Origin of the sequence: Thalassospira sp. MIT1004 (assembly GCF_001858545.1) — a bacterium.
GTDB lineage: Bacteria > Pseudomonadota > Alphaproteobacteria > Rhodospirillales > Thalassospiraceae > Thalassospira > Thalassospira xiamenensis.
Genome location: NZ_MCAO01000002.1, coordinates 113161 through 135219 on the forward strand (window position 1 = coordinate 113161; position 22059 = coordinate 135219).

Consider the following 22059-nt stretch of genomic DNA (forward strand, 5'->3'; position numbering starts at 1 on the left):
TTCCTTATTGTTTATCCGTCATCAATTGCTGGCCTTCACCTTCGCGGCCTTTTGTGCGTCTTCCATCGGCGGCACAAGAAGGGCGGCGTCAACACGGGCATCCCCGACATTGATCCGCCAATCCAGATGCGGCCCGGTTGCCCGGCCACTTGCCCCGACCTTGGCAATCGGATCACCCTGCCGAACGACATCGCCGACTTTCACATCGATTTCCGACAGATGCAAAAACGCCGAAACCATGCCAAGCCCGTGATCAATAAACAGGGTCGCCCCGGAAAAATACATATCGGGATGCGCCAGCGTCACAATCCCGTCGGCCGGGGCCACGACCTGTGTGCCGGTGGGAACGGCAATGTCTATCCCCCAATGCGGGGCACGCGGTTCACCATTCAAGATGCGTTGCGATCCGTATATACCGCTGATCGGGCCGAGAACCGGCCAGATAAAGCCGTTCTTGTAAAATTCCTGGGTAAATCGTTCGACACGTGCTTCGCGGGCCTGACGCGAATCATCCCTGATCCGTTCCATGACCTCCGGGTCCGGCGTCACCATCTTGGGCGGCAGGCCATCAATGCGCTGGATATCAAATTCGCGATCCCCGATGTCATAGGCATATTCTTCGACAGCCCCGTCTGCCTTGCGCAAAGTCAGCTTGGCCGGGCCCTCGTAATCGCGGGGGAAGCCAAGGATAAACGCCCCGTCCGGGCCAATCGTATCAATCGCCTTGCCATCCAGAAGGATGCTGCTTCCGGGTTCGGTCTGACCGAACACGATGCCGCCCTGAACAAACTGGCCCTCATAGGTTGGCTCGGCCGCGATTGCACCAACGCATGACGCCATCAAACCGGTTGCCGCCAAAAACATCTTCATTGCGAAACGCATTACAGAAGGCTCCCTTGCCTGTCGTCATCCTTTGGGACCGGATCTTTTTTCCGGGCAGGTTTCGGTTTGGCAGCCGATTTCGGCGCAACCGTGGCAGCCGGTGCCGACGCAGGATCATCCGATCCCGATTGTGCCGATACTGATTGTGCCGATACTGGGCCCGGTGTGCCAGACGAAGACGAAGACGCCCCCGCTGTCACATCCGCACGTCCATCCTGCATTTCCAGAATGTAACCTTGCCCGGCAATCAGGTCCGACGCCCTGCCGATCAATCCTTCATCGACACCGCGCACAACGGCAAAGCCGCGTTTCAGAACATTGCGATAGGAATAGCTTTCCAGAAGACGGTCATAGCGCGCCAGTCCTTCGGTTTCGCGGTTCAGGATATTTTTAACCGCCGCCTGCATCCGACCAGCCAGATCGCCGATCTGTTTGCGGTCGCGTGCGATATCGCGTCTGGCATTTGCCGGGCGAAGTCCGGCGGCAGCCTGATCAAGACGTGCCTTTTGCATCTGGATGGCGGATTTGATCGCACCATCCAGCCGCAGACCAGCATTTTCCAACCGTCCGCGTTTTTCCGAAAGCTGTTCGCGCGGACTGACCAGCCGTGCCCCGGCTTCGTTCAGACGCGCACGCGCCTGCTGCAAGACACTGCCTGCGGCACGTGGTAGCCGATCGGCCCAGTTATCAAGGGTCTGGCTGCGTTCTTCAAGCATCCGGCGCGGATCGCCAAGACCACGCGCAAGGCTTTCAAGGGCTGTGCGTTTTTCCACACCAAGCCGACGGACCGCCTGCGTCAGACGAAGGCCGTCTTCCTCGACCTGACCGATCAGATCAAGCCGCACCGGAACGGCCTTTTCCGCGGCCCCCGTCGGAGTAGGCGCACGCAGGTCAGACACAAAATCAATCAGGGTGGTATCGGTTTCATGACCGACTGCGGAAATCACCGGAATGTCGGATTCCGCCACCGCGCGGGCAATGATTTCCTCGTTAAATGCCCAAAGGTCTTCCAACGACCCGCCACCGCGCGCAACAATCAGGACGTCGGGACGCGGAATATTGCCATAGGGCAAAAGATCATTGAAACCGCGCACGGCCTGCGCGACCTGTTCGGCGGCACCGGTTCCCTGTACCAATACGGGCCATAACAGAACCCGGCGCGGGAAACGTTCGCGCAGCCGATGCATGATATCGCGGATCACCGCCCCGGTCGGGGATGTTACAATCCCGATGACATCGGGCAGGAACGGGATCGGCTTTTTGCGATCCGCATCAAACAGTCCTTCGGCAGCAAGTTTCTTTTTGCGTTCTTCCAGAAGTTTCAGGAGTGCGCCTTCGCCGGCAACCTCCATCGTTTCGATGACAATCTGGTATTTCGACCGGCCGGGAAATGTCGTCAATCGGCCGGTTACAATGACTTCCATGCCGTCTTCGGGTGCGATGCCAAGTTTGGATGCCTGCCCGCGCCAGCAAACACCGTCCAGCACCGCCTGATCGTCTTTGAGTGCCAGATACATGTGACCGCTGCTTGCGCGCTTGAAGCCGGAAATCTCGCCGCGCACACGCACAAACGAAAACGCATCCTCGACCGTGCGTTTAAGCGCGCTGGAAAGATCAGAGACCGAAAATTCCGGTAGATTTCCCGGTTTCGCGGGTTCTTCGGGCATGGGGGCGAACGGGTCGAACAAATCTTGCGTCATCAAGGGCACTTTATGCTAAAAGCCCGCATAAATTTTCAAGCGGGATGGGGTGCAAGCCTAGTTCATCCCGTCTGGACCATCAAGCAGTCGGACACGTAATCGAGGTTAAAATCATGAAGGTTCTGGTCGTTGGCGGTGGCGGACGTGAACATGCATTGTGCTGGGCAATTGCCAAAAGCCCGCGGCTGACCAAACTTTGGTGTGCGCCGGGCAATGCCGGGATTGCCGATTCAGCAGAATGTGTCGCCATTTCAGATAGCGACATTGACGGCCTTGTGAAATTTGCCAACGACAATGCGGTCGATCTGGTTGTTGTCGGCCCCGAGGCCCCGCTGGTCGCGGGCCTTGTAGACGCGCTGGATGCGGTTGGCATCAAATCGTTTGGCTGTTCAAAAGCGGCGGCACAGCTTGAAGGCTCCAAGGGTTTCATGAAGGACATGGTGGCAAAGTTTGGCGTCCCGTCTGCGGCCTATGGCCGTTTCACCACGCCCGACGATGCGCGGGCCTTTGTTGAAAAGCACGGTGCGCCGATTGTCGTTAAGACCGACGGCCTTGCCGCGGGCAAGGGTGTGACGATTTGCCAGACAGTTGACGAAGCCCTTGCCGCAATTGACGAATGCATGGTCGGTGGCAAATTCGGCGATGCCGGTGCGGAACTGGTGATCGAGGAATTCATGACCGGCGAAGAAGCATCCTTCTTTGCCGTCTGCGATGGTGAAAACGTCATTCCGCTAATTGCCGCGCAAGATCACAAGGCTGTGGGCGAAGGCGATACCGGCCCGAATACTGGCGGTATGGGGGCCTATTCCCCCGCCCCGGTTTTCACCAAATCGGTTGAAGACAAGGTCATGGAACAGATCATTGTTCCGACCGTCAAGGGCATGGCCGCCGAAGGCCATCCTTTCAAAGGGGTCCTGTTTGCCGGTCTGATGATCGATGATGCGGGCAACCCGAAACTGATCGAATACAACATCCGTTTTGGCGATCCGGAATGCCAGGTTCTGATGACGCGCCTGAAATCGGATGTGATTGATATTCTTGATGGGGCGGCAAGCGGCGAACTCGATAAGGTCAAACCCGAATGGCATGACGAAACCGCCATGGTCGTTGTCATGGCCGCCAAGGGGTATCCGGGCAGCTACGACAAAGGCACCGAGATCAGAAATGTTGCCGATGCGGATGCGATGGACAAGGTCAAGGTCCTGCATGCGGGCACGAAAATGGATGGTGACAAACTGACCGCGACGGGGGGGCGTGTTCTTGGCGTTACCGCACGCGGCACGTCGGTGACCGAGGCACAGAAACGCGCCTATGAAGCGGTTGACGCCATTAACTGGCCGGGTGGTTTTTGCCGTCGTGATATCGGCTGGCGCGCGATTGCCCGCGAACAGAAATAAACATTCAACTTGAAAAAGACCGGGTCATGCAGCCCGGTCTTTTTTCATGCCTGCGTGATAGCGCACTGCACATTGCCCGTTCGGGCCATGTTCGATGGTGGCATCCACACCGAACACATCACGCAGATTTTGGGTCGTCAGAATATCGGCAGGACTGCCGATCCCCACCAGTTCCCCGTCACGCATCATGGCAATCCGGTCGCAATACATCGCGGCATGGTTCAGATCGTGCAAGGCCGCCACCACGGTCACCGGTAATTCATGCACCAGTTCCAGCAATCCAAGCTGATGACGGATATCCAGATGGTTTGTCGGTTCATCCAGCAGAAGGAATTTTGGTTCCTGCGCCAGTGCGCGCGCGATATGAACCCGCTGCTTTTCACCGCCCGAAAGCGTATGCCAGAACCGGTCGGCCAGATGGGTCATGTCAACATCGCCGAGCGCACGTTCCACAATCGCATCATCGCGTTCCGACCAAGGCGACAGCATGCTGAGATAAGGTGTGCGTCCCAGTGCCACCGCCTCGCGCGCGGTCAGGCGGTCGGTGGTATCGGCCTGCTGTTCGACAAAACCGATCTGTCGGGCCAGTTTGCGACGACCATGCTTTTTCATGTCCTGCCCTGCCAGCATCGCACGCCCCTGATCAGGTGGACGAATACCGGCCAAAACCGACATCAAACTGGTTTTGCCCGATCCATTCGGCCCGATCAGGCCCAGAAACTCGCCCGGTTCCACCCGGAGGGAGACATTTTTGATGATCTTGCGAAAACCGGCAGACCAGACGATATCGCGCAGTTCCAAACTCATCGCAAAATCCTTCCGTGACACAGGATCAGGGCAAAGACCGGGGCCCCGACAAGGGCGGTAATCACCCCGATTGGCAAAACCTGCCCCGGAACGATCACGCGTGAGATGACATCGGCACAGACCAGAAACAGTGCGCCAATCAATGCCGATAGCGGTAATAGCAGCCCATGACGCGTTCCGACAAAAAAGCGCGCGGCATGCGGGATCACGAGCCCGACAAAACCGATGGAACCAACAATACTGACCATTACCGCGGTCATCATCGCGGCTGCGACAATCAGGATCGCATAAACCCGCCTGACCGGCACACCAAGCGATGCGGCGGATTCACGACCAAACGTAAAGGCATCAAGTGCGCGTGCATGCCAAAGACACACGACAAGCCCGACAAGAGCCACGGGTAAAGCCAGCCACACATCGGGCCAGCGCACGCCGCTAAGATTGCCCAGAAGCCAGAACATGATGCCGCGCGCCTGCTCGGCACTGGCCGATTTGGTGACAATGAAGGATGTAAGTGCGTTAAACATCTGCGATCCGGCAATCCCTGCCAGAATGATCGCCCCCGTGCCGCGCCCGGCCTGTAATGCCAGAAGGGTCACAAAGGCGAATGCCGCCACCGCGCCGATAAATGCGCCAAGTGACAGGGAAAGCATCCCGGCCCCAAGACCAAGGATCACGACACTGACCGCACCGGTCGATGCCCCGGCTGAAATGCCCAGCAGATAGGGATCGGCAAGACTGTTGCGCAAAAGCGCCTGCAGGACCGCGCCGGAAACGGCCAAAGCCGCCCCGCAACTTGCAGCAACAATCGCGCGGCTCAGCCGATAGTTCCAGACAATACCGGCATCAATCGCATCCACCGGATGACCGGCATCCCATAAATGATTGGCAATCGTATCGATCACCGTACCCACCGGGATTGCTGTTTCACCCACCGATGCGGCAACCGCCAGGACCGCAGCCAGCAACATCAGCGCGGCAAATGCCACGCTGATGCGTTTCATGAAAACGGGGCTGGAAATGACGTTACCGATCACTGGTTTGATCACTGGCCCGATCACTGGGTTGCCTCGAACGCCTCGATTGCCTTGGCCAGCGTTTCAATGCCCTCGATTGTCCGCATGGTCGGGTTCATCGACTGGGCATCCATGACGACGATATTTCCGCTTTTGACCGCATTCATCTGACGGGTTACCGGATCGGATTTCAGGAACTGCATTTTAAGTTCCCAGTCATCGGCCGGAAAACGACGACGATCCATTTTGCCAATCACAATGATATCGGGATTGGTTCGTGCGATGGTTTCCCAGCCAACTGTGGGCCATTCATCGTCACTGTCGATGACATTTTCCACACCAAGGATCGACATGACATAGGCCGGTGCGCCTTTCTGCCCGGCAACAAACGGATCAACATCGATTTCAGCGCTGGAGAACCAGAACAGGGCCGAAATGCCCTTGCCGTTGACGGCGGCGACTTTTTCACGTGCGGCTTTTTCGCGGGCTTTGAAATCGGCAATCAGATCTGCGCCACGTTCCTCGACGTCGAAGATTTTCGAAAGGTCGGCTATCCCCTGATAGATCTGATCCATCGAAAAGGCATCAATCCGCGTTCCGTCACCGCCCGTGGTGTTGTCCTTACCGACGCAATCGGCTGGTGCGGTATAGACCGGGATTGAAAGTTCAGCAAACTGGTCAATCGTTCCGACCTTGCCATTCGGGCCGATATGCCATTGGAACTGGGTTGCGACCATATCGGGTTTCTGGCCGACCACACTTTCAAAGCTGGGATCGTTGTCTGCCAGACGCGGAATGGTGGCGTTGACGTCGAGAAACTGTTCCTGCACCGGACCAAGCCATACGGCCGTTCCGACCACCCTGTCCGCCAGTCCCAGAAGATAAAGCAGTTCAGTGCTGCTTTGGCCAAGCGATACGACACGGTTCGGAGCCTGATCAAAGGTCAGGGTTCGACCACAATTTTCCAGTGTAAGCGGATATTCCGTGGCAGATGCGTATTGTGCGAAAGAAGCCAGTCCTGCAGCAAACACCCCGACTGCAAAAACCTTTTTGTTCAATTCAATCACTTTGCGTCCTTTCATGGATATGTCGATCCGGAATTTCATTTCCTGACCGGACATACCAAACCAATAAATGTTATGTTATAACATAACATCAAAGTTACTATGGTCAAGGGACTGGCTGAAGTGCTGAAAAATGGCGGGAAATGCCGGGATCCAAGGGCGGTCCAATGGCTTTCAGCCCGCCCGGAACGGTGACATATACCGACATCCTCCGGGGCACCCCGCCCGGTCCGTCGTATTCATGTCAGCAGGTCTCCTGGCTCGCGGGTCGTTGTGTTTTCCTGCCTTCCCGGGAAATATCCCAGTGGCTTTCAGAAGGAAACACTCACCGCCTACAGTTGCGGGGGCAGCTTCGGTTAACCGTCTTCACGGACGGCTTCGAATTCCCTTTATCCTTATCGGATACTGACATCTATCGGTGTCACATAGTCACAAAGGCCGGTCAAGCCAATTGCGAATAAATCGCAATGATTGCAATTTTCAATAGGCGTTCGCAGCCGCCGTGCCATCGCCGCCCAGTCGCCCAAGGATCGCCGAGACATCGCGCATCGGTGGCGCGCCAAACATGCGGGCATATTCACGGCTGAACTGTGAGGCGCTTTCATATCCGACTTCATAGGCCGCGGTCGCCGCATCCTTCATTTCCGTCAGCATCATCTGGCGCGCCATCGTCAGGCGAAGGCGTTTCTGATACTGAAGCGGGCTCATGGAGGTTACCTGCTTGAAATGATGATGGAAGGAGGACGGGCTCATATTTGCCTGTGCCGCAAGATCATCGACCCGCAGTGGTGCTGCAAAATCGTCCTTCATCAGACGGATGATCTTGGAAATGCGCTGCATGTTGCTGCCGCCCATTCCGATTTGTGCAATCCTGGCCCCCTGAAGGCCGCGCAACAGGCGATAATGCACTTCGCGCAGAAGCATCGGCGCCATCACGGAAATATCGTCTTTCTCATCACACAGGCGCAACAGGCGCATCACGGCACCCAGTAAGGTATCGCTGGCGTTATCGACATGAAGCCCGCAATCGCTTTCGGATGCCGAGCCGACCTGAAGATCAATCTGGGTGACAAGATCACCCAACATCTGACCATCCAGTTCAATCGACAAGCTGCGATACGGAAGTGCTGCACTGGCATTTGTCACACAGCCGACAATCGGCAGGTCGACCGACGCCACCAGATACTTTCCGGGCACGTAACTGAAAACCGCCTCGCCCAGAGTGACCTCTTTGGCACCTGACGCGATAATGCAAAGGCATGGCTTGTAGATTGTCGGAACTTTCATCGACGGCCCGGTCGCACGATACAGATGCACCGCCTTTACCGGCGTCTCGGCAACACCTTCGCCTTCGCAGTATCTGTCAATCAGTTCAGACATCTCTTCAAACACAGGCATCACCAAACTCCTTTATTTCTCTAATATGAACTATAGCAACCAGAACCATCCTGAAAAGCGGTTTTCACCCTGCCTGGAGAATCAGGCAATTGATCAAGAGTTCTGTGTATTCATCAGGCCGCCCTTTGCAATCACAGTAAGCGCCATGATCCAGACAAGGAGGATGTCATGTCGCTTATGTCCAACAATGTTGAAAACAAGGTCGTCGTTATCACCGGTGCCAGCAGCGGGATTGGCGAGGCCACGGCAAAACTTCTGGCCGAAAACGGTGCAAAGGTCGTTCTTGCGGCCCGACGCACGGCAAAGCTTCATTCCATCGTCGCCGAAATCGAGGCCGAAGGCGGCACCGCCACATGTCGCGCGGTTGATGTCACCGATGCCGACGACGTCGAAGCACTGATCTATTTCGCCAAAAACACCTATGGCCGCGTTGATGTGATCTTCAACAATGCCGGTGTCATGCCCCTGTCGCCGCTTGCCGAACTGAAAATTGACGAGTGGAACAAGATGATCGACGTCAATATTCGCGGCGTCCTGAATGGCATTGCTGCTGGTCTGCCATTGTTCAAGGAACAGGGTAGCGGCCACATCATCAATACCGCGTCCATTGGCGCACATCTGGTATCCCCGACTGCCGCCGTTTACTGCGCCACGAAATATGCCGTCTGGGCGATTTCCGATGGCCTGCGTCAGGAAAGCCGAGATATCCGCGTCACCACCATTTCGCCGGGCGTTACCGAAACAGAACTTGGCAACGACATTACCGATGACAATGCCAAAGGGTTTCTCGGTGAACTGCGCAAAACCGCACTCAGCCCGATTTCCATTGCATGGTCGGTGCTTTACGCAATCGCCCAGCCCGAAAGCGTCGATGTCAACGAGATCATCGTGCGCCCGACCGCATCGGCATATTGATCCGTACCGCCCAAGGAGGCCCGCATGGCACGTCATATGTTTGCGTCTTCTATCACCAGTCTTCTGATGCTGTTTTCCAGCACCGCCACCGCACAGGAGGATACCGTCATGTCCACAACCACATCGAACGACCCGCATCCCTATGTTGGCATGTGGGTCACGGCTGATGGCAATATCCGTCAGGAATTGCTGGCCAACGGACGTTATGACGAGGCGCGCGGCAATCGCCCGTCTGCCTATCAGGGACGTTATGAAATTTCCGGTAATCATATCGATTACTGGGATGATACCGGCTTTACCGCCGACGGATATTTCGAAGACGGTGTTCTGTATCACGCCGGAATGGTGATGTATCGCCAGCCCATACAATAGCATTCAGGCTTTAAAAGCCCCGCTGCACCGGCTAACCCGGCGCAGAACCCGCAAGGAACGGTATCGAATGGATGCCGTTCCTTTTTTCATTTTCATGCGCGAAAACTTTGCCAATAATCAGGTCGCTGTAACGGGCACATTGCCAGTCACGACATTCCGTTCATCAGCCGTGGCAAAGGTAAACAGATCAATCGGTTCGGAAAGTCCGCGAACATCCATCTGCCCGATCTTGCGAAAATCTTCTGCGGTCAGATACTGTGCCGTCGTTGCAGAAATCAGAACGTCGGTTCCCAGTTCCTTGTTCATCACTTCCAATCGGGCCGCCATATTTACCGTATCGCCATGCACGGTATAGTTCTGACGCCCACCCCCGCCGACACTGCCGGCAATCACCGTCCCGGTGCATATCCCGATACGCGTACGAACATGGATCCCAGCGAAATCCCGACTTTGCACAAGATCGGAAATCTCGCGTGCGGCGCGCACCGCACATCTGGCATGATCGGGGTCCTCGGCCGGGACATTGAAGGTCGCCAGTACCGCATCGCCCTGAAACTGGGTAATCACACCATGATGACGGTTAATGATCTGTGACACTGCATCGAAATATGTGTTGAGAACCTCGACAATTCCTTTCGGGCCGATGGTTTCGGTCAGCTTGGTGAAATCGGCCAGATCGGCAAACAGGATGGTTGCCTCACGCTCGACCGGGGCCAGTGACCCGCGCTTAGATATCAGCGCCTCGGCCACGGCGGGCGGCACATATTGTCCGAAAATGTCGGAAATGGCGCTACGTTCCTGTTCCGCCTCGATCTGGCGGCGCACCGTATGGCGCGCACGCCACATGACCAGACCAATCAGAATGGCAACAACAACCAGCGAGAGGGCTTCCTGTGCGCGGCTCCAGGCACCGATAAAATCGGGGCTGAAGAAATAGGTCACAAAAGTCTGGGTATCGGGAGATGTGCCGATATCCTGCCAGTCATAGGTCTGATCCATATCGCGGATGGCATAAAGAAACGCACCAAGCCACCCGGCCGCCCCACACATACCGGCCCATAAAACAAGGCCGGGCGAAAAACTGAACGCCGCAACACCAACAACGATAAAATAGAATGGGAAGATCGGCGTGCGGAAAATGACCGCCTGGGGCAGATCGACATTGTCAAAAACCGGCTGCGTCGCAATCAGAAGCGACAGGAACCCGATATCAAGCGCGATGAACAGATACTTGATCCAGTTCCGGTCATAGGATGATCCGATAATCCGGTAATGGATGATGCCAAACCCGGCAAAGACACCAAGCGCAATCAGATATTCAATGGCACGTAACGGGTCACCCGACCGCGACGCCACAAGCCAGACCCCCATCAGGATCAGCGCGACCAGACGCCCCTTGATCGCCAGCCGCAGACCGTTCTGTTCCGCCTCGTGGAAAATGGCTTTCTGCCCGGGCTTTCCCATAACGGTTTGCTGCATGAACATGCCTTTCTGCGATGGCGACCTCGCCATTTCAATGATTGCAAGTTTATTTAGGCAGACATCTGGCATACCGCCATGCGAAAAACGCAGATATTACGATCTTGAATTCGCCATGTTTTATCCCGATTACGTCCACACTGTCCGGTATAGTTCCGGACATCTTAAATTAACGGGACCTGATTGATGACGACTTCTGTGGAACGCAGACGATTTCTGAAATCCATGGCCGCTGCCGGGCTGATCCTGCCGGGCATGTCGATGGTCAATGGTGCCTCGGCCGCGAACGAAAAACTTGATCTTGGCGAACCGCAAAGCTTCAGCTTTGACGCCCTGATCAAACGCGCCGAAGCCATGGCAAAATCGCCTTACGAGCCGCCTGTCGCCCCCGATCCCGAAATTGTCGGCAAGATCGATTACGACATTCATGGCAAGCTGCATTACAAGCGCGAATTTTCACCATACGCCGATGGTTCGGGCACCTACCCGCTGACCTTCTTTCATCTCGGCATGTATTTCGCCAAGCCGGTTCACATGCATCTGGTTGACGGTGGCAAATCGCGCGAAGTGGTTTATACGCCGGACTATTTCGACATGCCCGAAGACAGCATCGCGCGCAAGCTTTCGGAAAACAGCGGCTTTGCCGGGTTCCGTCTGCATGAAAATGTCGAACGTGATGACTGGAAAACACAGGACTGGGCAGCGTTTCTTGGCGCGTCCTATTTCCGTGCGATTGGCGATGAAGGCCAATATGGTCTGTCTGCGCGCGGTATTGTGGTCAACACGGCAACGTCCCAGCCCGAAGAATTCCCCGATTTCCGCGAATTTTATATCGAACCGGCGAAATCGGCCAATGCCCCGGTCACGGTCTATGCCCTGCTGGATGGCCCCAGCATCACGGGTGCCTACCGGTTCTATCTGACGCGCGGCGAAGGTGTGACCATGGATGTCGAAAAACACCTGTTCCTGCGCAAGGATATCGAACGCCTTGGCATCGCACCGCTGACCAGCATGTTCTGGTATTCCGAACAGAACAAATCGTTCCGCTTTGACTGGCGTCCCGAAGTCCATGACAGCGACGGGCTGGAGCTATGGACCGGAAATGGCGAACGCATCTGGCGTCAGTTGAACAATCCGGAAATCATCCGCACGTCGGCATTCGGCGATAAAAACCCGCGTGGTTTTGGCCTGATGCAGCGTGACCGCGAAGTCAGCCATTATCTTGACGGTGTGCGTTATCACCGCCGCCCCAGCCTGTGGGTCGAACCGCTTGGCGCATGGGAAGACGGGGCCGTGCAGCTTGTCGAAATCCCGACCGACGATGAAATTCATGACAATATCGGAGCCTTCTGGGTGCCAAATGCCCCGGCCAAGGCAGGCAACAGCTATCAGTTCCGTTATCGCCTGTATTGGCAGGCACAGAATCCGTTCCCGATGGACAAGCTTGCCCATGCGACCGCCACCCGTATGGGCCGCGGTGGCAATCCCGGCACGGCCCGCCCGAAGGACGAATTGAAATTCTCGGTCGAGTTCGAGGGGGAAATCCTTGGAACCCTGGCCTATGGCGAGTTCCCGGAAGTCATTGTTTCAACCTCGCGCGGGGAAATTGTCCGCACCAAGATCGAACCGATCATGGATACCCGCATCTGGCGTGCGGCGTTTGACCTTAAAGTCGAGGGCAATGAGCCGGTTGATTTGCGGATGTATCTGAAACGTGGTGATGCGCCGCTTAGCGAAACCTGGATGTTCCAGCATTTGCCAGGACTTCGGGGGCAGACCAGAGAATAGATCAAAGGCCCGCCAAATTGGCGGACCTTTGCTTTTGGTCTTGGGGCTTAGCGTAGCGACCCAAAGAAATCCTTCAAAAGCTTGCCCGCCTCGACCTCGCCAATCCCGCCGTAAACTTCCGGGCGGTGATGGCAGCTTGTGCTTTCGAACACGCGCGGACCGTGATCGATGCCGCCGCTTTTGGGATCATAGGCCCCGAAATAAACCCGCCGCAGGCGGGCAAATGAAATGGCGGCGGCACACATCGGGCAGGGTTCCAGCGTGACATACAGATCACAATTGGGCAGGCGCGGTTCGCCCTTGGCCCCGGCAGCGGCACGGATCACAAGGATTTCGGCATGGGCTGTCGGATCATTGAGTTCCTCGGTCAGGTTGCCGGCACGTGCCAGCACCTCGCCACTGTCGGCATCGACCAGAACAGCGCCAACCGGCACCTCGCCGCGCCGTGCGGCGGCGCGCGCCTCATCTAGCGCCATATCCATAAAGCTGTCTGCGCTCATGATCTGTTTTCCATCCCGGAAAAGCAATTGCCCCCAACAGGCACATTGCGGGTTTGATTTGTTTTGTTTTTTATCGGGCGTTAAGCATATGAGATTGCAATCTGTGCAAGGATCGGTCAAGCGGTGATAAGATCGCGACCGATTGCACATATGCGTGAATTGCCGTTGCCCTTCTAACGCACCGGGGTTAGTTTCCGGCCAAATTCATGGCATCGCCAGCAAACATAGCGACCAACTGCCACCACCAACGGGATTTGACAGAACATGAGTGCCAGAAAACCGATCATCGGCATTACCCTTGATTCCGAGGAACCCGGTGGCTATTCCAAATTTCCTTGGTATGCGCTGCGTGAAAACTATGCCGGTGCGGTCACGGCGGCGGGAGGCATTCCCATGCCCCTGCCCCACGAGGTGGAACTGGTTCCCGATCTGCTCGATCTGATTGACGGGCTTGTGGTCACCGGCGGTGCGTTTGATGTCGATCCCAGTCTGTTTGGTGCCGAAGAACGCCATGACACGGTGATCACCAAAGACCGCCGCACCAAGTTTGAATGGGCGATGGCCGAAGGTGCGCTGAAACGCAATATGCCGGTTCTGGGCATTTGCGGGGGGCAGCAATTGTTGAACGTGATCCTTGGCGGGTCATTGATCCAGCATATCCCAGACAGTGTTGAAAACTGTCTGGCGCATGAACAACCCAATCCGCGCAACGAGCCGGGGCATGATGTGACCGTCGAAGCCGATACCCTGCTTTCGTGCATTGTCGGCGATGTCAAAAGCCTGTCGGTCAATTCCGCCCATCATCAGGCCGTTGATAAGGTCGGCCCGGATGTGATCATCAATTCCGTCGCCCCGGATGGCGTGATCGAAGGGATTGAGCATCCGGGATATCGTTATTGTCTTGGGGTGCAATGGCATCCTGAATTTCATATCAGTTCGGGCGATGCGAAAATCTTCGACGCCCTGATTTCCGAGGCCCGCAAATGAGCGACCAGACCCCGAACCCGACAGAAGATACCGAAGAAAGCAAACCCGAACGCATTGCCAAGCGCATTGCGCGTTCCGGCGTTTGTTCGCGGCGCGACGCCGAACGCATGATCGAGGAAGGTTTGGTGAAGCTGAACGGCAAGGTGCTTGACAGCCCGGCCGTGACCGTCACCGACGAAGACGAAATTTACGTCAATGGCAAACCGTTGCCGCAAAAGGAAAAGCCGCGCCTGTGGCGTCTGTTTAAAAAACGCGGGCTGGTCACCAGCCACCGTGACGAGCAGGGCCGCGATACGGTTTTCGAACATCTGCCAAGCTATATGCCGCGCGTGATTTCCGTCGGGCGGCTTGATCTGAATTCCGAAGGTCTTTTGCTGCTGACCAATGATGGCGAGCTTGCCCGTTATCTTGAACTGCCTGCCACCGGCTGGGCACGCCGGTATCGTGTGCGCGTCCATGGCCGGATTGACGAGGCAAAGCTTAAACAGCTTGAAGACGGTGTTACGGTTGACGGTATCAATTACGGGTCGATCCAGGCCGAGGTTGACGTTCAGAAAGACAGCAATGCATGGATGACCGTCACCCTTCGCGAAGGTAAAAACCGTGAAATCCGCCGTGTGATGGAACATCTTGGCTGGCCGGTGACGCGCCTGATGCGTGTATCCTATGGGCCGTTCCAGTTGGGCAATCTTGCACCTGGCGATTGCGAGGAAATCACCGGCAAGGTGATGAAAGAACAGCTGGCCGCGTTCTTCAAGGGTGATTACAGCAAGGTTTCCGAAAAGAAATCGGTCGCGCGGGGCGGCACCGGCCGCCCCAAGGCACCGCGTACCGTATTTGGCAAACCCGCCGCCCCCCGCCGCCGCCAGCAGGGCAATAACCCGAACACCGTCACCGATGACACCCGGACCGAGAACAGCTTTGAAAACCGGACACGTCCGGGTAATCGCGCCAAACCGGCCGTCGCACGCGGAGAGGTATCGCGTAGCGGCCCGGCGCGGGAAAACCGCGAAGATCGCAATGACCGCAATGATCGTAATGATCGCGGCGCTCGAAACGACCGGGATAATCGTTTTGATGATCGCGACAATACAAACCGCCCGGCCAACAAAGGCCGCGGGCGTTATGCGCCCGGTGGCAAAGCCGGTGGTGAACGTAACAACGATGGCGGCAAATCGTTTGGTGGGGGTCGCGGCAAGCCGTCTGGCAATACCGGTGGCAACAACCGCGGCAGCATTGCCGATGGCAAACCCGGCAACCGCCCGGCGGGACGCAGCGGATCGAAACCGGCGGGCAATCGTCCGCGCGGCAAAAAGGGTTAAGGCAGAATGCGGATTGTTGGCGGAAGTCTTCGCGGGCGGCTTTTGACCGCGCCCACCGGGCGCGATACACGCCCGACACTGGATCGCGTTCGCGAAGCCCTGTTTAACATCCTGACACATGCATCGCGCTGGTACGAGGACAACCAGAACCCGCTTTATGACGGGCTTATTCTGGATGCCTATGCCGGTTCCGGGGCGCTCGGCCTTGAAGCCATTTCACGCGGTGCGCAAAAGGCGGTTTTCTTTGACCTTGATCACGGTGCACTGGCCGCCATCGAACAAAATATCGCCGATCTGAAACTGGGTGATAAAACCCGCGTTCAACGTGCCGATGCGACCAAACCGCCACGTGCCCGCGAACCGGCCAGCATGGTGTTTCTTGATCCGCCCTATCAGAAGGATTTGCTTGGCCCCAGTATTACGGGACTGGCAAGTGCCGGTTGGATCAATGATGAAACGCTGATCATTGCCGAACGCGATCCGCGCGAACCGGCACCGGAAGTCGACGGCCTTGAAACCCTTGATAGCCGCAAATATGGCCGCTGCCAGATCGATATCTATCGCCTTGGCGCTGCGTCCTGAACCTTTATTGATTTCCCGGCTGTGTTATGGTGGGCTGCCTTTCGAAATGTCAGGCGATGTTAAGCAATGAAGTTACTGCCCCCGACAGCACCCGATCCTGAATTTGGTCGCCGACTGCGCCAATGGCGCCGCGAAAGCGAGATCAAACAGGCACGCCTTGCCGATATTGTCGGCGTGACACAGGCAACCGTATCGCGATGGGAAAAGGGTTTGCAAAACCCGGCCCCGCTTCAGATCGACCTTTTGCATCAGATGATGACGCGCAACCGCAATTTCCGCCTCGATCACGCGATCAAGCGGCTGGTCATCCATTCGCGACAACGTGTTCATCTGATCGAGGATCGCAGCCACCGCCTATTGTGTGCCTCCGCCCCGCGCGAACAGGAATGGCAACGCAGTTCAGGCGATCTTGTCGGCACGTCCCTGTGGCGCTTTGCCACGCCGGAAATCGCACAGGCGGAAAAACGCCTGCATCATATGGGCTGGCACGAAGATCAGGCCGATCACCTGAGTTTCGCAACATCCGGGCGCAACGGCCCGCCGATGCCGATTGTCGATAAATTCATCCTGTGGGAACGTTTTTTCCTGTCCGATGGTACCGCCGTTCGTCTGACGACCGGCTTTGATCACCCACCTGCATAACCGTTTCGCGCATATTTCATACGTGGATCGTTGCAACGGGTTTCAGCTAAAAGAAATCCGTTCTTCTGGTTTGCCCCGATCAGACAGTTTGCTGACGTAACGGATTGCCCCTCATGCCACCGATTTTTGCAATTTTTGTTCTGTATGGCCTTGGATTGACTGCCTCGATGCAGGTTGGTCTGGTGGGGCCGATTGCCCCCGATCTTCGTGCCGGTTTTGATCTTAGCCAGGCGCAGTTCGGTCTTGTCGCATCGCTGATCACGGCGGCAGGGGCCCTGTTTGCGATTCCCGCAGGCGTCTGGGCCGCGCAGGCCGGGTTACGCCGTTCGCTGTTTCTGGGCGGCATCATGATGATCATCGGGGCCGCAATCTTTGCAACAGCATCAAACACCGGAATGCTTTATGTCGGGCGCCTTGTCACCAGTATCGGATATCTTCTGATTGTGGTGGGCGCGCCAAGCTGGATGGCCAATCTGGGCAATCCGAAAACCGTCGCCATGGCCATGAGCATCTGGGGCACCTTTATCCCGGTCGGCATTGCCATGGGGAACTGGACCAGTGCCGCGATTGTCGCATGGCTTGACTGGCGCATGGCGGTTGTTGCCTGCACCATCCCGGTTGCCGTTCTTCTGCCTGCCCTGATGTTGCTGACCAAACCGCGTGACCAGCATTTCAACCGGTCCCTGACATCGGGTATTTCCGGCGTCCTGAAATCCCGTCCGGCGATGCAGGTTGCGCTGACATTCGCGGCCTTTGCCGGGGCAACGTCCGCCGCCCTTGCGTTCATGCCCGCCATGATGGCCGATAATCTTTCAATCAGCATTCCTGTGGCTGCCGCCATCATCGGCACCACCGCGATTGCCGGAAACATTATCGGAAGCGTCGGTGCCGGGATGATTCTGGGCCGCGATGTCCCGGGCCGCCGGATCCTTGCCATCGGCCTTCCGGTGATGGCAGCCGCCATCTTCGCCCTGTTTGTCAGTCAGAACATCGTGATCAGCGTCTTGGCATTAATCCTGTTCAATATCGGGCAGGGATCGGTCGCCGGGACATGTTTTGCCCTTTTGCCGCGTATTGCCGGTCGCGATCTTTCGATGCCCGCCCTTCAGGGGATGCTGGCCCAGTTTGCCGAGATTTTCGTTGTGATTGTTCCACCGGTCGCCGGTGCGATGATCGACTGGGCAAGCTGGAAGGGGGCGGCATTTCTGCTGGCCGGATTTTACCTTGCGGGATTTGTCATTTCGCTTCGATACCGCCCGGTCCGCATCGTAACCGCGGATTAGTCCGACTATACAATGCGCTGTCTTGACCTATCCCGCAAAGCAGGCGACCCTCTTTGCCAGACAAAAGCAGAGGGCAAATAACGCCCGGCACAAGGGAAACGGAATGACCTGGATTAAAGCCACCTTTATCGGCATGATATTGCTTGGCATTCTGGTGATTTCCGCGTTCTTCATCTGGCTGGCACCGGTCGGCGCGGGCTATACGGCCAAAATCATGTGTTCGGCCATTTTTGTGAATGGCCTGCCGTCGAACCGGGCACATGAAGAAGATGTTCTGGCCGATAACAATCCTGCTTTGTCGCTGATTACCGCCAATGTCGATTTGCGTCATCAGACGGTCAGCGCGCATGCATTCGGTTTTCGCAAACGGATTGCTGTTTATCGGCCCAATCTGGGCTGCACACTTTCCGATGATCCGGCACGCATAGAACAGCTTCGTACGACAAGCCCGTTAATTCGCCCTATCCCGGCCCAACCGCTTCGAACGGCATCCGTGCCTAGCAATATCGACCGGCGCGCCTTTAGCACCATTCTTGCAGACGCCATGGACGAACCGGGCACCAACGCCTCGCGGCGCAGCCGGGCTATTGTTGTTTTGCACCGGGGCAAGGTCATTGCCGAACGTTATGCACCTGGCATCACCGCCAGCACCCCCCTGCCCGGCTGGTCAATGACCAAAAGCGTCTTCAATGCCCTGCTTGGCCGCATGCAGCAGGAACATATGATCTCCGGCGTTGACGGCCCGGTCCTGATCAATGAATGGCAATCACAGCTTAACGATCCGCGTTCGGTTATCACCTATGACCAATTGCTGCATATGAGCAGCGGACTGGCATTTGATGAAAGCTATTGGAACCCGTTATCGGACGTGGTTCAGATGCTGTTTGTCGAACCGGCGGCCGCCGGATTTGCTGTTGCTCGCCCGCTTGAACATCGTCCGGGCACCGTCTTTGCCTATAATTCCGGGGCGACAAACATTCTGTCGGCTGCAATGCGCAATATCAGTGGCTCGTCCCAAAGCTATCAGCGTATTCCGTTTGATTTGCTGTTCCGGCCGCTTGGCATTGGCAATGCCGTCATTGAAACAGATCAGGACGGTTATTTCATCGGATCGAGCTTCATGCATGCCACCGCGCGGGATTGGGCCAAGATTGGCCAATTGTTCCTGCAGGATGGCATCTGGAACGATGAACGCCTGCTGCCCGCGGGTTGGGTCGATTATTCCATCACCCCGGCCCCCGCCGCACCAAACGGCATCTATGGCGCACATTGGTGGCTTGAACTTCCGGGGGCACGCGACAGCGATGGAAATCTGCTTGACGATGGGCCGCCTGTTCCGGATGACGCGTTCTTTGCCCTTGGTCATGACGGACAATCGATCAGCATCATTCCATCAAAGGAACTGGTGATCGTGCGTTTGGGACTGACGCGCGACAGAAATGCCTTTGATCTGCGTCGCTTTGTCGGATCGATTGCGGCCCTGTTTCCCGATATTGTCGCCCGCAACGGGGATACGACCGTAGAAGTCGAAAGTGCCCGTCAGGTCGCGGAATAATGCATCCAAGTTTCGGATCAGGCGATTGCCTCCGCCAAACCCAAAACACCCATCACTGCCCCGCCGGCACCCCCGGCCAGAACAAGCGCCCAGACCGGTATTACGCGCCATTGCAAAACGACGAACGCAAGGGCCACAATAACCACGTCCTTTACGTCATCGATGGTTCCGGTCCAGATCGGGTCATATAAAACCGATGCCAGCAAACCGACAACCGCTGCATTGATCCCGGCCAGTCCGGCGCGCATTTTGGGCATATGCCGCACGCGATCCCAGAACGGCAACAATCCGATCACCAGAAGAAACGCCGGCAGAAAAATCGCGATCAGGGCCACAGAAGCGCCCCAAATTCCCCCGGCACCATTTTGCAACACAGCCCCCAGATAGGCCGCAAACGTAAAGATCGGCCCCGGCACGGCTTGGGTTGCGCCGTAACCGGCAAGAAACACATCCAGATCGACCCATCCGGGGGCAACCACGGCTTCCTGCAACAGCGGCAGCACCACATGCCCGCCGCCGAAAACCAATGCGCCGCTGCGATAAAACCCGTCAAACACCGCAAGCCAGGGCGATGGGACAATATTGGCCAATAAAGGCAACCCGATCAGCAACAGACCAAACAGGCCCAAGGCACATATGGCCCCCTTCGGCGATAGGCCTGCACCAAGGCTTCCCTCAACCTTTCCATGATCACCGCGCAAAAGCAAAAAACCAGCGATTGCGCCGCCAATGATCACGATTGCCTGCATGCCAACACTGTTGATCGCAATCATTAATGCCGCCGCAATCAGCGCCAGTATGGCGCGCGGGACATCGGGGCATAAGCTGCGTGCCATCCCGACAAGCGCATGCGCCACCACACCAACCGCAACCAGCTTAAGCCCCCAGATCACCGGCCCGGTCGCCGCCAGATCAGCCGCCGAAAGGCCAAGCCCGAGTGCGGCCAGAACGATTGCCGATGGCATGGTAAAACCGAGCCATGCGGCAAAGGCACCGGCAAGCCCCCCCAGCGACATGCCGATCCCCATGCCGACCTGCGAACTGGCCGGACCGGGCGCGAATTGGCAAAGCGCCACCAGATCGCCGTAGGTTGCATCTGAAAGCCACCTGCGGCGCAGAACGAATTCTTCGCGGAAATAGCCGATATGGGCGACCGGCCCGCCAAAGCTGGTTAACCCCAGACGCAGAAAAATCAGGAAAATCTGCCAAAGGCGTAAATCGGGCTTGGCCAGGTTTTGGTCGGTCATGCTTTCCCCGTGCTCAGATCAATGCGGTCCCGATGGAACCAAGCGCGAAGGATAATGGACGCAACCGCAGGGCCAAAGCCCAAAGCAGCCGATTTTGCCGACGTCATCAAACCATCACAAAACGCCCGACCAAGACATTGAAAAACATACCATTCTTTCCGCGCAGATCTTTGACTGGGAACTTTTTCCGGTTTTTCGGAAGAAAGTTCTTGATTTGTTCTTTTCGTTGTGGCATAAAGATAAAGTCAACAGGACAAATGGGTCCGGAGACAAAACCCGCAAAGCGTGATTCGCTTTTGCGGGTTTTTGCGTTTCGGGCGGCAAAAACAGGAATGGGATGATGATGGGGCAGCGATCTGATTGTCTGAAAGGACGCTGGCGGTATCGCCAACGGGCCGTGAATGGCGCATGGAAAAGTCATTACGGCGGTGGTGCGTCCGGGCCGTAAGGCCCTTGGACATTTGCGAAAAACGGGTGTTTATCATGACGGGAGAAATGTGTCCTTGGGGCAAGGGCATTTGTTCGGGGCAGCAAGAGCCGGGGCCAAGTTGGTTCAGTCCGGTCGGTGAAGCGTGACAATGCCGAGAATCAGCGGGCCCGAATTGCGCCCGGATTGGATCGGCACGGGATCGGCAGGCAGGATCGGTTGTCAGCGGGCTGGTGGTGCGTTCGGAGGTACCGAAAGGGCGGTCATCGATGGCGGGAGTTGTGTGCCTGCCATGCGGCAACGTGTGGCCCTTGGGGTGAGGTGCGTTTGCGGCGTCAACCGAGGGCGGCGGGTGCTTGCTCAGGGCAGCGGGGTCCGTCCGGGGTGCGGTTGGTGGCGTTTGGCAATGCCGGGGGCAACGGGCTTGGCTTGGCGGGATTGGATCGGTTTGCCCGGAGCGGCGGGCGGGAGTGGTTACCAGCGGGCCGATGGTGCGTTTGGGGATGCCGAAAGGCCGGTGATCGATGGCGGGATTTGCGTGCCTGCCATGCGGCAACGCCGTCGCCCTTTGGGGTGAGGTGTGTTTTGGGGCAACCGGGAGCGAGCAGCGTTTGTTCGAGGCAGCAGGGTTCGGGTCGCGGCCCCTCTGGTTGGTGGCGTTTGGCGATTGATCAAAACTGTCATTCCGGGCGCAGC

General features: G+C 56.9%; 21 protein-coding genes and 1 riboswitch. Of the genes, 11 read left to right on the forward strand and 10 right to left on the reverse strand.

Annotated elements, in window-relative coordinates; translation table 11 throughout:
• Nucleotides 1–21: 21 nt before the first annotated feature.
• The gene (locus BC440_RS01265) at nucleotides 22–882 is read right to left on the reverse strand and encodes a M23 family metallopeptidase (protein WP_071239453.1); all 861 of its coding nucleotides are present in this window, start codon (nucleotides 880–882) and stop codon (nucleotides 22–24) included.
• Nucleotides 882–2582: an exodeoxyribonuclease VII large subunit gene (xseA, locus tag BC440_RS01270; RefSeq protein WP_071239454.1), complete on the reverse strand. Its 1701-nt coding sequence runs from the start codon at nucleotides 2580–2582 to the stop codon at nucleotides 882–884. The genes BC440_RS01265 and xseA overlap by 1 nt, the downstream gene beginning before the upstream one ends.
• Nucleotides 2583–2695: 113 nt before the next feature.
• On the opposite strand from xseA, the gene purD reads away from it, so the two are divergent.
• Complete coding sequence (purD, locus tag BC440_RS01275) at nucleotides 2696–3979, forward strand: phosphoribosylamine--glycine ligase (protein ID WP_071239455.1); 1284 nt, start codon at nucleotides 2696–2698, stop codon at nucleotides 3977–3979.
• A 24-nt stretch (nucleotides 3980–4003) separates the two neighbouring features.
• On the opposite strand, the gene BC440_RS01280 is transcribed toward purD, so the two are convergent.
• The 4 genes from BC440_RS01280 to BC440_RS01295 all read right to left on the reverse strand — a co-directional run bounded on the left by BC440_RS01280 (nucleotide 4004) and on the right by BC440_RS01295 (nucleotide 8264).
• A complete protein-coding gene (locus BC440_RS01280) occupies nucleotides 4004–4786 on the reverse strand; it encodes an ABC transporter ATP-binding protein (protein ID WP_071239456.1) in 783 nt (260 codons plus the stop codon).
• Nucleotides 4783–5835, reverse strand: coding sequence for an iron ABC transporter permease (locus tag BC440_RS01285; RefSeq protein WP_247643517.1), 1053 nt, complete (start codon nucleotides 5833–5835; stop codon nucleotides 4783–4785). Before BC440_RS01285 ends, BC440_RS01280 begins: the two co-directional genes overlap by 4 nt.
• Nucleotides 5836–5843: 8 nt before the next feature.
• Nucleotides 5844–6884, reverse strand: a complete 1041-nt coding sequence (locus BC440_RS01290; protein ID WP_071239488.1) for an ABC transporter substrate-binding protein — start codon at nucleotides 6882–6884, stop codon at nucleotides 5844–5846.
• Nucleotides 6885–7094: 210 nt separating this feature from the next.
• A riboswitch (cobalamin riboswitch) is annotated at nucleotides 7095–7291 on the reverse strand.
• Between the two features lie 55 nt (nucleotides 7292–7346).
• Nucleotides 7347–8264 (reverse strand): AraC family transcriptional regulator, encoded by a 918-nt coding sequence (locus tag BC440_RS01295; protein ID WP_071239457.1) that lies wholly within the window; start codon nucleotides 8262–8264, stop codon nucleotides 7347–7349.
• Nucleotides 8265–8441: 177 nt separating this feature from the next.
• Here BC440_RS01295 and BC440_RS01300 point away from each other — a divergent pair, with 177 nt between their 5' ends.
• Together BC440_RS01300 and BC440_RS01305 are read left to right on the forward strand one after the other, a co-directional pair.
• Nucleotides 8442–9179, forward strand: a complete 738-nt coding sequence (locus BC440_RS01300; protein ID WP_037991077.1) for an SDR family oxidoreductase — start codon at nucleotides 8442–8444, stop codon at nucleotides 9177–9179.
• A gap of 24 nt (nucleotides 9180–9203) precedes the next feature.
• Nucleotides 9204–9551: an Atu4866 domain-containing protein gene (locus BC440_RS01305; protein ID WP_071239458.1), complete on the forward strand. Its 348-nt coding sequence runs from the start codon at nucleotides 9204–9206 to the stop codon at nucleotides 9549–9551.
• A gap of 117 nt (nucleotides 9552–9668) precedes the next feature.
• Here BC440_RS01305 and BC440_RS01310 read toward each other — a convergent pair whose 3' ends face one another.
• Nucleotides 9669–11036, reverse strand: coding sequence for an adenylate/guanylate cyclase domain-containing protein (locus BC440_RS01310; protein ID WP_175484453.1), 1368 nt, complete (start codon nucleotides 11034–11036; stop codon nucleotides 9669–9671).
• Between the two features lie 180 nt (nucleotides 11037–11216).
• Between BC440_RS01310 and BC440_RS01315 the strand changes: the two genes are divergently transcribed.
• On the forward strand, nucleotides 11217–12818 hold the full coding sequence (locus BC440_RS01315; RefSeq protein WP_071239460.1) for a glucan biosynthesis protein D: 1602 nt from the start codon (nucleotides 11217–11219) through the stop codon (nucleotides 12816–12818).
• 47 nt (nucleotides 12819–12865) lie between these two features.
• On the opposite strand, the gene BC440_RS01320 is transcribed toward BC440_RS01315, so the two are convergent.
• Nucleotides 12866–13318 (reverse strand): nucleoside deaminase, encoded by a 453-nt coding sequence (locus BC440_RS01320; protein WP_007091239.1) that lies wholly within the window; start codon nucleotides 13316–13318, stop codon nucleotides 12866–12868.
• A 264-nt stretch (nucleotides 13319–13582) separates the two neighbouring features.
• On the opposite strand from BC440_RS01320, the gene BC440_RS01325 reads away from it, so the two are divergent.
• The 6 genes from BC440_RS01325 (at nucleotide 13583) to BC440_RS01350 (ending at nucleotide 19689) form a co-directional block, all read left to right on the forward strand.
• On the forward strand, nucleotides 13583–14305 hold the full coding sequence (locus BC440_RS01325) for a gamma-glutamyl-gamma-aminobutyrate hydrolase family protein (protein ID WP_071239461.1): 723 nt from the start codon (nucleotides 13583–13585) through the stop codon (nucleotides 14303–14305).
• Nucleotides 14302–15627: a pseudouridine synthase gene (locus BC440_RS01330; protein WP_071239462.1), complete on the forward strand. Its 1326-nt coding sequence runs from the start codon at nucleotides 14302–14304 to the stop codon at nucleotides 15625–15627. Before BC440_RS01325 ends, BC440_RS01330 begins: the two co-directional genes overlap by 4 nt.
• Nucleotides 15628–15633: 6 nt before the next feature.
• Entirely contained in the window at nucleotides 15634–16209 is a 576-nt protein-coding gene (rsmD, locus tag BC440_RS01335; RefSeq protein ID WP_071239463.1) for a 16S rRNA (guanine(966)-N(2))-methyltransferase RsmD, read from the forward strand.
• Between the two features lie 66 nt (nucleotides 16210–16275).
• The gene (locus BC440_RS01340; protein ID WP_071239464.1) at nucleotides 16276–16851 is read left to right on the forward strand and encodes a helix-turn-helix transcriptional regulator; all 576 of its coding nucleotides are present in this window, start codon (nucleotides 16276–16278) and stop codon (nucleotides 16849–16851) included.
• 113 nt (nucleotides 16852–16964) lie between these two features.
• Nucleotides 16965–18134, forward strand: a complete 1170-nt coding sequence (locus BC440_RS01345) for an MFS transporter (protein ID WP_071239465.1) — start codon at nucleotides 16965–16967, stop codon at nucleotides 18132–18134.
• Between the two features lie 103 nt (nucleotides 18135–18237).
• On the forward strand, nucleotides 18238–19689 hold the full coding sequence (locus tag BC440_RS01350; RefSeq protein ID WP_071239466.1) for a serine hydrolase: 1452 nt from the start codon (nucleotides 18238–18240) through the stop codon (nucleotides 19687–19689).
• A gap of 17 nt (nucleotides 19690–19706) precedes the next feature.
• On the opposite strand, the gene chrA is transcribed toward BC440_RS01350, so the two are convergent.
• Together chrA and BC440_RS01360 are read right to left on the reverse strand one after the other, a co-directional pair.
• Nucleotides 19707–20936, reverse strand: a complete 1230-nt coding sequence (chrA, locus tag BC440_RS01355; protein ID WP_071239467.1) for a chromate efflux transporter — start codon at nucleotides 20934–20936, stop codon at nucleotides 19707–19709.
• Between the two features lie 106 nt (nucleotides 20937–21042).
• Nucleotides 21043–21357, reverse strand: coding sequence for a hypothetical protein (locus BC440_RS01360; protein ID WP_071239468.1), 315 nt, complete (start codon nucleotides 21355–21357; stop codon nucleotides 21043–21045).
• 430 nt (nucleotides 21358–21787) lie between these two features.
• Between BC440_RS01360 and BC440_RS23030 the strand changes: the two genes are divergently transcribed.
• Nucleotides 21788–21940, forward strand: a complete 153-nt coding sequence (locus BC440_RS23030; protein WP_175484454.1) for a hypothetical protein — start codon at nucleotides 21788–21790, stop codon at nucleotides 21938–21940.
• Nucleotides 21941–22059 lie beyond the last annotated feature (119 nt).

What these genes read in the sequence shown, in the direction of transcription:
- BC440_RS01265 (WP_071239453.1), bottom strand. Translation starts at nt 882, where the DNA reads ATGCGTTTCGCAATGAAGATGTTTTTGGCGGCAACCGGTTTGATGGCG.
- xseA (WP_071239454.1), bottom strand. Translation starts at nt 2,582, where the DNA reads ATGACGCAAGATTTGTTCGACCCGTTCGCCCCCATGCCCGAAGAACCC.
- purD (WP_071239455.1), top strand. Translation starts at nt 2,696, where the DNA reads ATGAAGGTTCTGGTCGTTGGCGGTGGCGGACGTGAACATGCATTGTGC.
- BC440_RS01280 (WP_071239456.1), bottom strand. Translation starts at nt 4,786, where the DNA reads ATGAGTTTGGAACTGCGCGATATCGTCTGGTCTGCCGGTTTTCGCAAG.
- BC440_RS01290 (WP_071239488.1), bottom strand. Translation starts at nt 6,884, where the DNA reads ATGAAAGGACGCAAAGTGATTGAATTGAACAAAAAGGTTTTTGCAGTC.
- BC440_RS01295 (WP_071239457.1), bottom strand. Translation starts at nt 8,264, where the DNA reads ATGCCTGTGTTTGAAGAGATGTCTGAACTGATTGACAGATACTGCGAA.
- BC440_RS01300 (WP_037991077.1), top strand. Translation starts at nt 8,442, where the DNA reads ATGTCCAACAATGTTGAAAACAAGGTCGTCGTTATCACCGGTGCCAGC.
- BC440_RS01305 (WP_071239458.1), top strand. Translation starts at nt 9,204, where the DNA reads ATGGCACGTCATATGTTTGCGTCTTCTATCACCAGTCTTCTGATGCTG.
- BC440_RS01310 (WP_175484453.1), bottom strand. Translation starts at nt 11,036, where the DNA reads ATGTTCATGCAGCAAACCGTTATGGGAAAGCCCGGGCAGAAAGCCATT.
- BC440_RS01315 (WP_071239460.1), top strand. Translation starts at nt 11,217, where the DNA reads ATGACGACTTCTGTGGAACGCAGACGATTTCTGAAATCCATGGCCGCT.
- BC440_RS01320 (WP_007091239.1), bottom strand. Translation starts at nt 13,318, where the DNA reads ATGAGCGCAGACAGCTTTATGGATATGGCGCTAGATGAGGCGCGCGCC.
- BC440_RS01325 (WP_071239461.1), top strand. Translation starts at nt 13,583, where the DNA reads ATGAGTGCCAGAAAACCGATCATCGGCATTACCCTTGATTCCGAGGAA.
- BC440_RS01330 (WP_071239462.1), top strand. Translation starts at nt 14,302, where the DNA reads ATGAGCGACCAGACCCCGAACCCGACAGAAGATACCGAAGAAAGCAAA.
- rsmD (WP_071239463.1), top strand. Translation starts at nt 15,634, where the DNA reads ATGCGGATTGTTGGCGGAAGTCTTCGCGGGCGGCTTTTGACCGCGCCC.
- BC440_RS01340 (WP_071239464.1), top strand. Translation starts at nt 16,276, where the DNA reads ATGAAGTTACTGCCCCCGACAGCACCCGATCCTGAATTTGGTCGCCGA.
- BC440_RS01345 (WP_071239465.1), top strand. Translation starts at nt 16,965, where the DNA reads ATGCCACCGATTTTTGCAATTTTTGTTCTGTATGGCCTTGGATTGACT.
- BC440_RS01350 (WP_071239466.1), top strand. Translation starts at nt 18,238, where the DNA reads ATGACCTGGATTAAAGCCACCTTTATCGGCATGATATTGCTTGGCATT.
- chrA (WP_071239467.1), bottom strand. Translation starts at nt 20,936, where the DNA reads ATGACCGACCAAAACCTGGCCAAGCCCGATTTACGCCTTTGGCAGATT.
- BC440_RS01360 (WP_071239468.1), bottom strand. Translation starts at nt 21,357, where the DNA reads ATGACTTTTCCATGCGCCATTCACGGCCCGTTGGCGATACCGCCAGCG.